Source organism: Mesorhizobium sp. M1C.F.Ca.ET.210.01.1.1 (assembly GCF_004791585.1).
GTDB lineage: Bacteria > Pseudomonadota > Alphaproteobacteria > Rhizobiales > Rhizobiaceae > Mesorhizobium.
The window spans coordinates 260,384-274,566 of record NZ_SRUU01000004.1 but is presented as its reverse complement, the minus strand read 5'-3'; the positions used below and the strand labels follow the sequence as shown (position 1 = coordinate 274,566).

12 protein-coding genes are annotated in these 14,183 nt (G+C 63.5%); 8 read left to right on the top strand and 4 right to left on the bottom strand.

Translation table 11 applies throughout. From position 1 onward, the window contains the following. Positions 1 to 29 precede the first annotated feature (29 nt). The 8 genes from EN853_RS07045 to EN853_RS07010 all read left to right on the top strand — a co-directional run bounded on the left by EN853_RS07045 (position 30) and on the right by EN853_RS07010 (position 9,877). Positions 30 to 1,154 (top strand): sugar ABC transporter substrate-binding protein, encoded by a 1,125-nt coding sequence (locus tag EN853_RS07045; RefSeq protein ID WP_127858617.1) that lies wholly within the window; start codon positions 30 to 32, stop codon positions 1,152 to 1,154. A 75-nt stretch (positions 1,155 to 1,229) separates the two neighbouring features. Then, the gene (locus EN853_RS07040; RefSeq protein WP_127858618.1) at positions 1,230 to 2,774 is read left to right on the top strand and encodes a sugar ABC transporter ATP-binding protein; all 1,545 of its coding nucleotides are present in this window, start codon (positions 1,230 to 1,232) and stop codon (positions 2,772 to 2,774) included. Beyond that, on the top strand, positions 2,771 to 3,751 hold the full coding sequence (locus tag EN853_RS07035; RefSeq protein WP_127858619.1) for an ABC transporter permease: 981 nt from the start codon (positions 2,771 to 2,773) through the stop codon (positions 3,749 to 3,751). The genes EN853_RS07040 and EN853_RS07035 overlap by 4 nt, the downstream gene beginning before the upstream one ends. Next, entirely contained in the window at positions 3,748 to 4,734 is a 987-nt protein-coding gene (locus EN853_RS07030; protein ID WP_127858620.1) for an ABC transporter permease, read from the top strand. Before EN853_RS07035 ends, EN853_RS07030 begins: the two co-directional genes overlap by 4 nt. A 207-nt stretch (positions 4,735 to 4,941) precedes the next feature. Next, positions 4,942 to 6,024: a substrate-binding domain-containing protein gene (locus EN853_RS07025; protein ID WP_127858621.1), complete on the top strand. Its 1,083-nt coding sequence runs from the start codon at positions 4,942 to 4,944 to the stop codon at positions 6,022 to 6,024. Positions 6,025 to 6,205: 181 nt separating this feature from the next. Continuing rightward, complete coding sequence (locus EN853_RS07020; protein ID WP_127858622.1) at positions 6,206 to 8,455, top strand: ABC transporter permease; 2,250 nt, start codon at positions 6,206 to 6,208, stop codon at positions 8,453 to 8,455. Then, the gene (locus tag EN853_RS07015) at positions 8,448 to 9,230 is read left to right on the top strand and encodes an ATP-binding cassette domain-containing protein (protein WP_127858623.1); all 783 of its coding nucleotides are present in this window, start codon (positions 8,448 to 8,450) and stop codon (positions 9,228 to 9,230) included. Before EN853_RS07020 ends, EN853_RS07015 begins: the two co-directional genes overlap by 8 nt. Before the next feature lie 104 nt (positions 9,231 to 9,334). Continuing rightward, the gene (locus tag EN853_RS07010) at positions 9,335 to 9,877 is read left to right on the top strand and encodes a gluconokinase (RefSeq protein ID WP_127858624.1); all 543 of its coding nucleotides are present in this window, start codon (positions 9,335 to 9,337) and stop codon (positions 9,875 to 9,877) included. A 13-nt stretch (positions 9,878 to 9,890) separates the two neighbouring features. Here the strand turns inward: EN853_RS07010 and EN853_RS07005 are convergent, their stop codons facing one another. From EN853_RS07005 to EN853_RS06990, 4 genes are all read right to left on the bottom strand, one after another. Continuing rightward, the gene (locus EN853_RS07005; protein ID WP_127858625.1) at positions 9,891 to 11,039 is read right to left on the bottom strand and encodes a hypothetical protein; all 1,149 of its coding nucleotides are present in this window, start codon (positions 11,037 to 11,039) and stop codon (positions 9,891 to 9,893) included. 198 nt (positions 11,040 to 11,237) lie between these two features. Further along, entirely contained in the window at positions 11,238 to 11,687 is a 450-nt protein-coding gene (locus EN853_RS07000) for an Rrf2 family transcriptional regulator (protein ID WP_127858626.1), read from the bottom strand. 247 nt (positions 11,688 to 11,934) lie between these two features. Then, entirely contained in the window at positions 11,935 to 12,921 is a 987-nt protein-coding gene (locus tag EN853_RS06995; protein WP_127858627.1) for a sulfate ABC transporter substrate-binding protein, read from the bottom strand. Between the two features lie 204 nt (positions 12,922 to 13,125). Then, a complete protein-coding gene (locus EN853_RS06990) occupies positions 13,126 to 14,166 on the bottom strand; it encodes a sulfate/molybdate ABC transporter ATP-binding protein (RefSeq protein ID WP_127858628.1) in 1,041 nt (346 codons plus the stop codon). Between the last annotated feature and the right edge of the window lie 17 nt (positions 14,167 to 14,183).

Here is a 14,183-nt window from a genome sequence, read left to right as displayed (position 1 = left end):
AAGCAGAACTGCAATTGGGAGGAATACCGATGATCAAGTCACTCGTTGGCGGCGTCATTGCCGCCACTGCATTTGTCATGTTGAGTTCGTCGGCGATTGCCGATCCGGAGATCGTCAAGGGCCCGTCGGCCGAACCTGACTGCTTCGCGCCATGGGCGGCCGACACACAGTTCTTCAAATTTCCGAAGAAGGACGGGCCATATCGCATCGCGCTCGCCAACGGCTATATCGCCAATACTTGGCGCATCCAGATGATCCAGACCGCCAAGGCCTATGCCGCGCAGCCGGACGTCGCCAAGAAGCTTAAGGAATTCAAGGTCGTATCGACCGGCGAAGACGTGCCGGCGCAGATCTCGGCGATCAACAACTTCATCGATTCCGGCTTTGACGCGATCGTCGTCAACGCTCAGAACCCGACCGCGTTCGGGCCGGTCATCAAGCGCGCCAAGGAAGCCGGCGTCGTTCTGGTCGCCTTCGACAACATCCTCGACACCAAGGACGCCATCAACGTCAATGTCGACCAGAAGGGCCTCGGCGAATTGTGGGGCAAGTGGCTGGTCTCGCATGTGCCGAATGGCGGCAAGGTGCTCGAGGTGCGCGGCGTCGCCGGTACCTCCGTCGATACCGACCGCCACAACGGCATCCACGAGGTGCTCGACGGGTCCGGCAAGAAGTGGGATGTCACCGAGGTCGTCGGCAAGTGGGACGACGGCGTGGCGCAAAAGGCCACCGCCGACGCAATCGCCACCAGCGGGCCGTTCGATGGCATTACCGGGCAGGGCGGCGACACCGGCATCGTGCAGGCGATGATCGATGCCAAGCATCCGTTCGTGCCGTTCGGCGGCGAGACGGAAAACGGCTTCCGCAAATTCTGCGCGGCGCACGCTGGCGATGGGCTGAAATGCTCTTCGGCCGGCACCGGCCCGGCGCAGGTTGCGGTCGCCATCAAGACGGCGATCGCAGCCCTCGAAGGCAATGTCGTGCCGCAGTCGGTCAAGCTGCCGCTTGCAATCGTCGAGGATCCGAACTTCAAGGCGGGCCAGGACTTCTTCCCCGACCAGTCCGACAATTTCTTCGTCGGCAATTCCTTCCCAACCTGCGGCATCAATTTCACCGCGCAGGAGATCATGGGCCAGACCAAGGAAAACAAGTAGCCTGACCGGCCGGCGCCGCGGAAGCCGCGGCGCCGGCCGCTTGATGCCAATCGCGAACTGGCCTGGGGAGGGCTGATGGACGGCGCGGCTCCGCTCTTCCGCATGGAAGGCATATCCAAACGCTATGGCGGCGTTCGCGCCCTGGAAAAGGCCGATCTCACGGTGACGGCCGGCAGCATCCATGCCATCCTCGGCGAAAACGGCGCCGGCAAATCGACACTGATCAAGGTGATGGCGGGCGTCGTGGCGCCTGACGAAGGCAACATGACGCTTGAGGGCCGCGACGTGACCTTCGCATCGCCGGCGGCCGCGAACCACGCCGGCATCGTCTGCATCTTCCAGGAGCTGTCGCTCATCCCGGAACTCAGCGTTGCCGACAACATCGTCATTTCCGATCCTCCGAAGCGCTTCGGCATGATCGACCGCAAGGCGCAGCGCCGTATCGCGGAGGAGGCGCTGGCGCGCGCCGGCGCCTCCGACATCCATCCGCTGGCGCTGGTCAAGGATCTGCCGCTGTCGCGCCGGCAGATGGTCGAGATCGCCAAGGCGCTGGCCAGGAAGCCTCGCATCCTGATCCTCGACGAGGCGACCTCGGCGCTGACGGCCGCGGATGTCGCCAAGATATTCGGCGTGCTCAAGCGCCTGCGCGAGCAGGGGCTGGCGCTGCTCTACATCTCGCACCGCATGAACGAGATCGCCGAGCTTGCCGACCAGTGCACGGTGTTCCGCAACGGCCGCAATGTCGCCAGCTACGCAGCGGGCTCGAAAACCGACAATGAAGTCGTCGAACTGATGATCGGCCGCGAATACAGCCACATCTTTCCGCCGAAGCCGGCCAGGCCCCAGGCCGGTACGCCGGTGCTGGAGGCCCGCGATCTCTCCTGGAGCGACAGGCTGGACAAAATCTCGCTGTCGGTGGCGGCGGGCGAGGTGGTTGGACTGGGCGGCCTTGACGGCCAGGGCCAGCGCGAACTGCTGCTCGCCTTCTTTGGCGTGCTGCGCGGCCTTTCCGGGCAGATCCTGGTCGACGGCAAGCCGGTTTCGATCGCCAGCCCTTCCACTGCTAGCGACGACCGCGTCGGCATGGCGCTGATTCCGGAAGACCGCAAGACGGAAGGGCTGATGCTGCCGATGACGGTGCGCGAGAACCTGTCCTTCGCGGCGCTCGACAGGCTGTCGAAGGCGGGCGTCATCGATCGTGGCGCCGAGCAGCGGCTGATCGACGACATGGTCGGGCTGCTGGCCATCAAGACGGCGGGCCTCGATATTCCGGTGGGCGCGCTGTCTGGCGGCAACCAGCAGAAGGTGGTGATCGCCAAATGGCTGATGCGTCAGCCGCGCATCATCCTGCTCAACGATCCGACCCGCGGCATCGATGTCGGCACCAAGCAGGAGCTCTACCAGCTGATGCGCAAGCTGGCCGACGCGGGCGCCGCTATCCTGTTCTATTCGACCGACTACGACGAACTGATCGGCTGTTGCGACCGCGTGCTGGTGCTCTATGACGGCGCGGTCAAACGCGAACTGATCGGCGCCGAGATCACCGAGCGCGCGCTGATTGCCAGCGCGCTGAACATCCACGGCGACGACGCCCGCGCGGGACAGGGAGAGAGCGCGTGAAGGAATGGCGCTACTGGCTGGCCGAGCAGCGCGGAACATTGCTCGCGTTCGGCATCTTCATCGTCATGTTCGCCATCTACAGCGCGAACCATCCGGCCGGCTTCACCGCCAATGTCGTGCAGACGGCAGCGAACAAGGGTGTTCTGCTCGCCTTTGTCGCCATGGCGCAAACGCTGGTGGTGATCACCGCCGGCATTGATCTGTCGGTCGGCATGATCTTCACGCTGACCAACTGCATGGCTTCCTGGCTGGTGATCGGCACCGGGCTCGAAACCGCATTCGGCGTGGTGGCCGTGCTGGGCACCGGGGTCATCTGCGGGGCGGTCAACGGCGCGATCGTCATCTATGGCCGTTTGCAGCCGATCGTTGCGACAATTGCCACAGGTGCTGTCTATTTCGGCCTTGCGCTGCTGCTGCGGCCGGTTCCCGGCGGTTCGGTCAATGAAGACCTTGCCGATTTCCTGACCGGGCGCTTCTTCGGCTTTGTGCCGGCGAGCCTGATGGCGCTGTTTGTCGTCGTACTCATTGTCTGGGTGCCGTTCAGCCGCTCCGAACTCGGCCGCGCTGCTTACGCCGCGGGCTCCTCGGAGACCGCGGCCTATATGTCGGGCGTGCCGATCCGCAGGGGCAAGTTCCTCGCCTACACGCTCGCCGGGCTGCTTGCCGCGATCGGTGGCCTGTTCCTCACCTTCTTCACCTATACCGGCGAAGCGGCCTATGCGAGCGGCAACGCCTACACATTGTTCTCGATCGCCGCAGTCGTGCTCGGCGGTGTTTCGCTGTTCGGCGGCAAGGGCAGCGCCATCGGCGCCATCTTCGGCGCGCTTGCCTTCCGCACCATCGGCGACCTGCTGTTCGTCTTCGATTTCGATCCGCTCTGGCAGCCTTTGTTCCAGGGCGTTATCCTGTTGATCGCGGTCAGCCTCGGCGCCTTCGCGCTGTTCAGGGTGCGCAACCGGCTGGAGTGGTTCCTGTGAGCGAAACGACGCTTGGCGGCATCGCCGGCCGCATGCCGAAATTCATCCGCCGCGCCGACCCGGCGGTGGTCACCGCCTTTGCCTGCATCGTGGTCCTGCTTTTGGTGGGCAGCCTCTATTCGCGCAGCTTCCTGTCGCCGGAATATCTCCTGCAGCAGCTGAAGGTCGCCTCCTTCCTCGGCGTGATCGCGACGGGCATGATGCTGGTGATCCTGCTCGGGCAGATCGACCTGTCCGTGCCGTGGTCTGTGGCGACGGGTGCCATGATGGCCTGCGCAGCCGCGGCCTACGGTCCGGTCGGCGTCGCGCTCGCCATCCCGTTCGGCATCCTGTGCGGCGTCGCGATCGGCATCGTAAACGGCATCGGCGTCGCTTACCTGCGCATCCCTTCGATGATCATCACGCTTGCCACCAATGCCGTCGCGCAAGGGCTGATGGTGGTCTATACGGGCGGGTTCTCGCCGCAGGACGCGGCGACGGCGGCGATGCGCTACCTCGCGACCGGCTTCACCATCCCCGGTGTGCCGAATGCCGTGATCATCTGGGCGCTGATAGGGGCCGCAATGGTTTTCGTGCTGACACGCACCAGCTTCGGCCGCGCCGTCTATGGCATCGGCAACCGCGAGCGCGCCGCCTATCTTTCGGGCATCGACACGCGGCGTGTGGTTATGATTGCCTTTGCCGTGTCGGGCGGACTCTCGGCCTTTGGCGGTGTCCTGCTCGCCGGCTATGCATCGAAGGCCGCGCAGTCGATGGGCGACGCCTATCTGCTACCGTCGATCGCTGCGGTGGTGCTTGGCGGCACTTCGATCCTCGGGGGACGCGGCTCCTATCTCGGAACCGTCGCCGGCGTGATCCTGATCACGCTGCTGCAATCGATCCTGTCGGTCATGCAGATGCCGGAAGCGGGGCGGCAGATCATCTACGGCGTCGTGATCGTCGTCATGCTTCTGCTCTATGGCCGCGCTCCGGCAAGTCGCTGATCGTGGAGGAGTGGCGAGCCTGCCATGCGGCTGACGAACTCACCCGGCGTCGTCACATGACATCCCCCTCGAACAGTGGATGCAGCGGGCTATTTACTTGCAAACGCATTGGGCAGAAAATTGCGAAGTGGGAGGAAGCAGTCGGAATATCTCCTGAATAAATGCGCTCGAACGGCTTCCGCCCGTTGAATGCAAGGGAGGATAATCATGAGACGTACTTTCCCGCTCGCGGCATGCGCCGGAGCGTTGCTGCTCGGCGTGCCCTCCGCCTTCGCTCAGTCCGGCGGCGTCCAGAAAGCAGTCGGCGGCTACAGCTTCGAGGAAGCCGCAAAGGAAGCCCCCACAACCAAGGATTTCCATTCGGCCGACGGTCATCTCACCTTCGCCATCGTGACACATACGGCCGGCAACGGCTTCTTTGATCCGGTCTATGTCGGCGCGACGGCCGCCGGTAATCTGATCGGCGCCAAGATACTGCTGCTCGGCTCGGAATCTCCGACCGACGACCCGGCCCGCGAGATCGAAATCCTGAATCAGATCGTGCAGGATCCGACTATCGACGGGCTGATCATGACAACGCCCCAGGTCGGCGCCTACAACGACATCGTCAAGGCCGCCGAGGCCAAGGGCATACCGGTCGCAACGACCAATTCCTTCGACGGCACGATCCTTGACCGCAGCGGCATCAGCCACACCGGCCAGGACGCCTCCGCAGCGGCAATCGCCGGCGAGGCGCTCGTCAAGTGCCTGGCCGACAAGGGCATCGAGAAGGGCTCGATCGTCTTCCCGTCCTCGACCGCAATGGGCAACATCGAGGTAAACAATCGCGTCACCTCGGCGTTCAACGCGGTCGTCAAAGGCCTGAAGGCCGCCGGCAAGCTCGAAGCCTTCAAGGTCGACGCAGGTCCCGAGAACACCGGTATCGACACCAATCCGAACGACCCGGTCAACGGCATCGTGACCCTTTTCGAATCGCGGGGTGACGTCGTCGGCGCCTTCGCGGGCAACAACGTTTTCACGCCGGCGTTGGTTAAGGCCGTTGCCCAGACCGGAAAGACCGGAAAAATCTGTGCCTATGGCTTCGACCTTGGTCCGGCCCAGCAGGATGCGTTGAAGAGCGGCGACCTGACTGGCGCGCTCGGACAGCAGCCCTTCCTGCAGGGCTTCTATCCGGTCATGCAGCTCTATCTCCAGATCGACCGCGGCATCTCAGCCGCCAATCTCGACACGCGCGCTCAGCTCGTGACGCAGGAGACTGTTGCAAAGATCGGCAAGCGCTTCGAGAACTGAACCAATGCATGTCGCCCAACAGTGCGCAGCGGTTTTGGGATAACGACATGCATGAAACAGAACCTAAAGCGCGTCGCGTGATCCCTTCAGGCGCGACGCGCTTTAGGAAGCGATCCTGAACCTGGTGTGGGAGGACCGATATCTCCCGCGCAGTTTGGCCTACGGAACCCTTCATCAAAAAATGCCCGCTGAAGCTCTCGCTCGTCGCCTTCCACCCCAGCTCGTCGGTGGCTGGGAAATGGGATTGCTTGCCCTGCTGGCGCTGATCTATCTCGGCGGCGCCGCCGTCAATCCGACGTTCTTCGGCTCGCCGGAGGCGTTCCATGCGCTGCTTCGCGATACCTCGCGGGTCGCCATCATCGCCGTCGGGATGACCTTCGTCATCGTCAACAAGGACCTCGACCTTTCAGTCGGCTCCATCTACGGCCTTGTGGCCGTCGTTTTTGCCAGGCTGTTCGCGCCAAGCTTCGCCGATCTCGACATCGTCACGTCAGTGGTCGTCTGCGTCCTTCTTGGCACGGTGATCGGCCTCGTCAACGGCGTGCTCGTTACCATTCTAAAAGTGCCGGCGTTCATCGCCACCCTAACCACGCTTTTAATCGGCCGCGGCTTCGTCCTAGCCCTCACGCAGGGTCAGGCGATCTACTATCCGGGTAAAGCGAAGGCGGCCCCGCTGTTCTTCCATCTCGGCGAAACGAACGTCTTTGGCTTCAACAATCAGATAGCGATCTCCGCGGTCATTGCGGTGATCGGCGCCTACGTGCTCGCCAACACTCGCTGGGGCTACGAGACCTTTGCGACGGGCGGCAACGAGCAGGCAGCGGTCTATGCCGGCATACCGACGAGCTGGGTGCGCATCCGCGCCTATCTGCTCTCGTCGCTCTGCGCCACCGTTGCCGGCCTCCTGTCGGCCGCTCAGGACAAGGGCGTGACCCCGCTTTACGGCGTCAGCGGCGAACTGACCGTCATCGCCGCGGTGATCATCGGCGGCGCTTCCATTCTCGGCGGTCGCGGCCGCGTCGCCGGGTCCTGCCTCGGCGCCATGCTGGTCGTTCTGCTCGACAAGGTGCTGCGCGAGGGTTTGCCGATCACGCGCACCATCAAGATTGGCGAGGAGGAAGTGACGGTCAACGCCGTCTACTCCCTGCCGGTGGGTGCGGTACCGGTTTTCCTCGGGCTGCTGCTTGTCATCGCCGTGCTGATCGAGCCCTACCTCATCCGCCGCCAGGTTGCGGCTCGCTTCTGGGCATGGCTGCGCGGCAGGCCACCGCCGCCGGCCTTCGAGATCGGCGGCGTCGCGCTCGAAGGCGTGGCGACCAAGGGCGCAATGGCGACCGACATAGCGCTGTCGGCGACCGGGTTCGGCAAGTTCCTCGCCCGGCGCGATGCCCTCGCCGTCATTTTAACAGTGGTGCTATGGCTCACCGGTCTCTTCCTCAGGCCGGATTACTGGTGGAACCTGTCCAACACTTTCGCGATCCTGCTCAACTATACCGAGCTGGCGCTGATCACGGTCGGACTGACTTACGTCATCGCGGCCGGCGATATCGACCTCTCCGTCGGAGCCGTCCTGGCGCTCGCCGGCAGCGCGGCGGCCTATTTCCTGAAGGTCCTGGGCGCCGACCCCGTCACCGCTGTCGCGATGGGCCTGCTTGCGGGAATGCTCGCCGGTCTCGTCAACGCCGTCGTCGCCGTCGGCTTGAAGCTCCCGGCCTTCATCGCCACGCTTGGCATGTTCTACATCGCCCGCGGCCTCGCGGCATGGTTCGTGGCCGGCCAGCAGCTTACCGGCTGGCCGGAAGGCTACAATCTGCTCGGCCGGAAGGTGAACGACATCCTCCTTCACTTCAACATCGTGCTTCCGGACGGCATCCTCAGAAGCCTCGCCGAAGTAGTCAGCGTGCAGACGGTGTGGATGGTCTTTGTCGCCCTGATTGCCGGCATCGTGCTCGCCCACACGCCGTTTGGACAGAAGGTCTATGCGACTGGCGGCAACATCCGCGCCGCCGCCTATGCCGGCATCAACACCAACCGGGCGCGTTTCATCTCGCTCATGCTGGCGGCGTTCTGCGCGACGATGGCCGGAATCATCAATGTCGCCTATTTCCGAAGTTTCAACCCCGTTGCGGGCCAGTTCCGCGAGCTCGACGCCATCGCCTCCGTGATCATCGGCGGCGGGTCGATCTTCGGCGGCTACGGTACCATGCTGGGTTCCCTGGCTGGTGCCGCCGTGATCACCCTTGTCCGGGCGCTCCTGCAGCTCAATGTCCAGGGCTTCAGCATGCCGCAGCATTGGATCAACGTCTTCATTGGCGTCATCCTCATCGCGGCAGTGCTGATCGACATCTGGGTGCGCCAGGCCAACCTCTTCGGTCGCCTGCGAGCCCGCCTCGCGCGACGCGCACGAACCTCGGAAATCGCCGATGCCTGACGCTGCTTTGCCTCAACCGATCGTGGAAATGCGCGGCATCGAAAAGGCCTTCGGAGCCGTACAAGCGCTTCGCAAGGTCGATTTGGCGCTCTATCCGGGCGAGATTCTCGGCCTGGTCGGCGACAACTCGGCTGGGAAGTCCACACTGATGAAGATCCTGACTGGCGCTTATCAGCGCGATGCCGGCGAAATCTTCGTCGCCGGCCAACCGGTGCACTTCAAGAGTCCGCATGAGAGCCGCGATGCCGGTATCGAGATGATCTACCAGGATTTCGCCCTTTGCGGGAACATGGATGTCGGCCAGAACATCTTCCTCGGCCGCTGGCCGCGCAAAGGCCCGTTTGTCAATCGCCGGAAAATGTACGCGGAAGCCGACAGCGTGCTGAAACGGCTCAAGGTCGATGTGAACTCCGTTTTCCAGAAGGTCGAAAGCCTGTCGGGCGGCCGCCAGCAATCCGTTGCAATTGCCCGCGCAATCTCCTTCGAGCCACGCGTCGTGATCCTCGACGAACCGACCGCCAATCTCTCGGTGATGGCGACCGAGCGGCTCCTCGAGACCATGCTGGAACTGAAAAGGCAGGGCGTTGCCCAGATCATCATCTCGCATCGGCTGGTCGACATTTTCGCCGTGGGCGACCGTGTCATGGTGCTCAAGCGCGGCGAGAATGTCGGCGACCGCCATATCAAGAACACCGACGAGCATGAGGTTCTGGAGATCATCGTCTCCGGCACGCGGGAGCAAGCGCGCACGGCCGATCAAGCGAAGGCGGTCTGACCGATCATTGGCTGGTTAGGTGAGGCCGTTAAACTACCCCTTCATTGTGGAGCACCCAACGGCGATGCTTTTGTTCTGCCCCGTGCGCTGGCAAACTGCAGACCATGGACAAAAAGGTGACGCCACAGCCGGCAGAGGCACGAGCAAACCACATCCGGTCAGCGCCGGCGATTGTGGTCATGGGGGTGGCCGGCTGCGGCAAGACCGTCGTCGGCGAGGCGCTGGCCAAAATTCTGAAGGCGATCTTTATTGAAGGCGACCGCCTGCACCCGCCGGAAAATGTGGCGCGCATGGCGCGCGGCGAGCCGCTGACGGATGCGTTGCGCGAGGGCTGGCTCGATGCTATCGGCGAGCGCATTTCGACTTCCGTAGCCGACGGACAGAAGGCCGTGGCAGCCTGCTCGGCGCTGAAGCGCAGCTACCGCGACCGGCTGCGCAGCTTTTGCCCCGGCATCGTCTTCCTCTATCTCAAGATCGATCGTGAGACCGCCTGGCGGCGGGTCGCGGGCCGCAAGGGCCATTTCATGCCAGCAAGCTTGGTCGACAGCCAGTTCGCGACTCTAGAAGAGCCGGGCGCGGACGAGAGGGCGGTGACGGCAGATGCGACGCGGACCGTTGCCAGGATCGTGAAGGACGTACTCGGCTAAACACTGAACCGCTCTAGGCGGCGTCGCCGCCGATCGCAGCTTGATCGTGCTGCCCGGTGAGCCGCTGGGCGCCGGACCAGGCCATCATCTGCTCGGGGTATAGTTTGACAGCTTCCAGCAGACGGTCGCGCTTGAGCAGGATGTAGCCCGCCTGCAGCACGAGGTTCTTTGCCGCGACGTCCTTTGCCGGCAATGACGCGGGCTGGGCAGCGTTGGGCTTCAGTTCAGGGCTGACGATCGCGCGGTACTCGCGGAAGGGCATGGTCTCCAGGGTCGACATGGCAAACAGCGCAGCGCCTGCGCGCGCCGCGAAATTTGCCGGCGCCGAGGCGAGGTGGGTCCAGCCCCGCTCGCCCATTGCGGTTTCGGTAAAGGTGAAGCCCGCATGGATGGTGTTGGTCATCAGCACGACGCCGTTCTCCTTCAGCGTCTTCTGGATGCGCGCGGTGACCTGGTAGGCGTCGGCGCGCTCGAAGACGATGCGGCTCTTCAGGAAGCGGTTCTCGACCGCGACCAGCGGCCTGTTGATCACGAGCAGGCCGAATTTGCTTTCCGAAAAGCCGTGGAAGTTGACGCTTACCTGATGCGCCTCAATGCCGGCTTCGAAAAGGGCGCGCTTGCCCATGATGGTCTGGGCGATGAACTGATCGCACCAGACGATGGCGCCGCGGCCGCGCCGCAGGGCCTCGCGCAAGCCGTCGGCGCCCTCCAGCCGGATTGCCGGCGCCCAGCGTCGCGGAGCGAGATGGGCGGCAAGCATCAGGCGGCGGCGATGCGCGCCGGCGAGATGGCCCCTGAAAAGGCTTTGCGTGTCGGCGTCATCGCCTAGCACTGCTTTGATCGCGACGTCGTAGCGCGAGAATTCCTTGCGAAAATGGCGCTTGCGCCGAAGCGATGAGGCCCAATTGCACATCGGTGCCCACCAGGCGACCGGCAGGACCGTCGCCACGCCGAGATAGAACAGGGAGAGCAGGGTTTCGCGCAGATCCTTGTTGGAGACGCGGCGCAATTTGCCGGGGCGCACGAGCTTGCGGCTGAAGAAGCGCACGCTTTCGCCCCGCTCCGGCACCGCCACGTCGGCGATGATCTCAGTATGATAGATGCTGGCGGATGAGGGTTGCCGTTTGGCCCTGCGCGATTTGCCAAGCCCAGGTAGCCTCATGCGTCAGATACCCCCAAACCTTGTTCCATCCCTCAGCCGCTTTACTGCGTCTGACGCGGACAGACAACCAACGGCATGGCGCTGTGGCTTGGCGGCTAAAGCGCGTCGCATCGAAACGGAATCAGGCGACGCGCCTAAATCTTTGTTTTGATGGATGTCGTTCTGCCAAAACCGCAGAGCAGCTTTGGGCGACATGCATCAGATCTGCGACGTCAGTTCGGCCGGGAAATCGTCGTTGTCAGCATCGCGCATGGCGGCGAGGCTGCGATTGTCGAGCACCTCGGCGATCGCCTGGCGCACTTCCAGCATCATGTGGCGGACCTGGCATGTCGCCTCGTCGCAATCCTCGCAGCGCTGATATTGCGTGCGGCTGGCGCAAGGGATCGGCGCCAGCGGTCCGTCGAGCACGCGCACGACATGGCCGATCTTGATCTCGGAAGCCGGCCTTGCGAGGCGGTAGCCGCCTTCCTTGCCCTTGCGGCTCTGCACGAAACCGGCATTGCGCAACTCGCCCAGGATGGCATCCAGGAACTTCTTCGGGATGTTGTTGGCGACCGCTATGTCGTTGACGAATGCAAGCTGGCCAACCGGCAGGGTGGAAAGATGCACGAGGGCCTTGAGGCCGTATTTGCCTTTTTTGGTCAGCATGCCCGATTCAGTTCATCAAACCCCAGTCGCCCTGCATCTGGCGGTTGTTTGTGTGCAAATCATGACAGTTTGGCCGCGCGGCGCGATTGGCACAACAATTCGTCGACACAGGTTTAGGCACAAACGCGTTGATTCTTCGTAACGTTTTTCACATTGGCCGCGATGTCGTCGCCGGCAAGGCGATACCGACCCCAGATGTGAAGAAAGCCGGCAAAGGCCGGCTCTCTTGCTCCTTCCGATTGAAAGGCTAGCGGCTACCGTAGGCCTGGTCGAGCAGGCCGCCCGCCGCGAAATGCTCCTTCTGCACCTTCTCCCAGCCGCCGAAGACCTCGTCCACCTTCAACAGGCGGACGTCGGGAAAATCCGCCTTGTATTTGGCGGCGACCGCAGCGTCGCGGGCCCGCAGGCCGTCGCGGGCGGCAATGTCCTGGCCCTCGGGCGAATAGAGGAAGTCGAGATAGGTCTTGGCGAGATCGCGGCTGCCGTGCTCGTCTGCGACCTTGTCGACAATCGCCACCGGGAATTCGGCAAGCAGGCTGACCGAAGGCGTGACCTGCTCGAATTTGTCGTCGCCATATTCCTTGCGGATGCCGCGCGTTTCCGATTCGAAAGTGATCAGCACGTCGCCGATCTCGTGTTGCACGAAGGTGGTGGTGGCAGCGCGGCCGCCGGTGTCGAAGATCGGCACGTTATTGAACAGCTTGGCGATGAACTCCTTCACCTTGGCGTCGTCGCCCTTGAAGGCTTCCTTCGCATAGGCGGTCGCCGCCAGGTAGGTGTACCGCGCGTTGCCCGATGTCCTAGGGTTGGGGAAGATCACCTGCACGTCGTCGCGCACGAGATCGCTCCAGTCCTTGATGTGCTTGGGATTGCCGGCGCGCACCAGGAAGGACGGCAGCGAATAGAAGGGCGAGGCGTTGTCGGGGAAATCCTTCTGCCAGTCGGCGGAGACCAGGCCTTTCTTGACCAGGAAATCGACGTCGGTGACCTGGTTGAAAGTGACGACATCGGCACCCAGACCATCGGCGACGGCGCGCGCCTGCGCCGAGGCGCCGGCGTGGGACTGATCGATCGTCACGCCGGGATGCTTGGCGATGAAGGCCTTGTTGATGTCGGCGAACAATTCGCGGCCAACGTCGTAGGAGGCATTCAAGAGCCTGTCGGCCGACCAGGCTTGGGGGGAGGCGAGGACGAGGCCGGCGAAAGTGGCGATGCCAAGCAGCAAGCGCTTCATGGAAACGAGTCTCCTTCGGAATAGTCAAAAACTATGATGCGACTATAAAAAGGAAAGTCTGGTCCGACGAGGCACGTGCTCCGAGTGGATGGCAGGCGCCAGGAAAAAGCGCCGCCCAAACAGCTGTTTGGCAGGATTTTCTTCCAGGCAGATTCATCGCGCGCCCGGCGGGCGCCACAGGAAAGCGGCAAGCAGAAAGATGTATCAGGAAGCCGGGAAAAGTTTCCAGCGCCGCGGCCTGAAGGCCACGCGGCTCTTCTGCGCCGCGGGATGGTCGACCGGCAGCTCGATCTCGACGCGCTGGCGCTCGCCGCCGATCTCGAGCTCGACCCGCCTTGTGCCGGCGACGCGCCGGCTGGCGGCGACCGTGCCGGCGATGCAGCCGCTGCAGCCGTCAAGCAGCTCGACATCGTGCGGGCGGAAATAGAGCAGTGCCTCGCCGGAGGCAGCGTTGGACGCCGGCAAACCGATAGGTCGGTCGGCGAGCCAGATCTCGCCGTTGTCGACCTTGACCGGCAGCGAGCTCGATTCACCGATGAAGCTGTAGACGAAGGGTGAGTTCGGCATGTCGTAGATCTCGTCGGCCGAGCCGACCTGCTCGATGCGGCCCTGGCTCATGACGACGACACGGTCGGCGAGTTCAAGCGCTTCCTCCTGGTCGTGAGTGACGAAGACCGTGGTATGGCCGGTGGCGTCGTGGATCTCGCGCAGCCAGCGCCGCAACTCGCGACGTACCTGCGCGTCGAGGGCGCCGAACGGCTCGTCGAGCAGCAACACCTTGGGTTCGATTGCCATGGCGCGTGCGAGCGCCACGCGCTGGCGCTGGCCGCCGGAGAGCTGCGCCGGATAGCGCTTCTCCAGCCCCGAGAGCTGGACGAGGTCGAGCAGTTCGGAAGCGCGGCGGCGGATCTCCGACGCCGACGGGCGCGCCGCGCCATGCCGGACCTTCAGGCCGAAGCCGATATTGTCGGCGACAGTCATGTGGCGGAACAGCGCGTAGTGCTGGAAGACGAAGCCGACATTGCGCTCTTGGATCGACTTCTGGGAGGCGTCCTCGTCGCCGAAGAAGATGGCGCCCTTGGTCGGCCGCTCCAGGCCGGCGATCAGACGCAGAAGCGTCGTCTTGCCGGAGCCGGACGGTCCGAGCAGCGCGATAAGCTCGCCCGACCTGATGTCGAGCGACACGTCATGGAGCGCAGGAAACCGCTCAAACTCCTTGCGCACGTTGACAACGCGAACTTCCATAGAGATCCCTCAGTTAG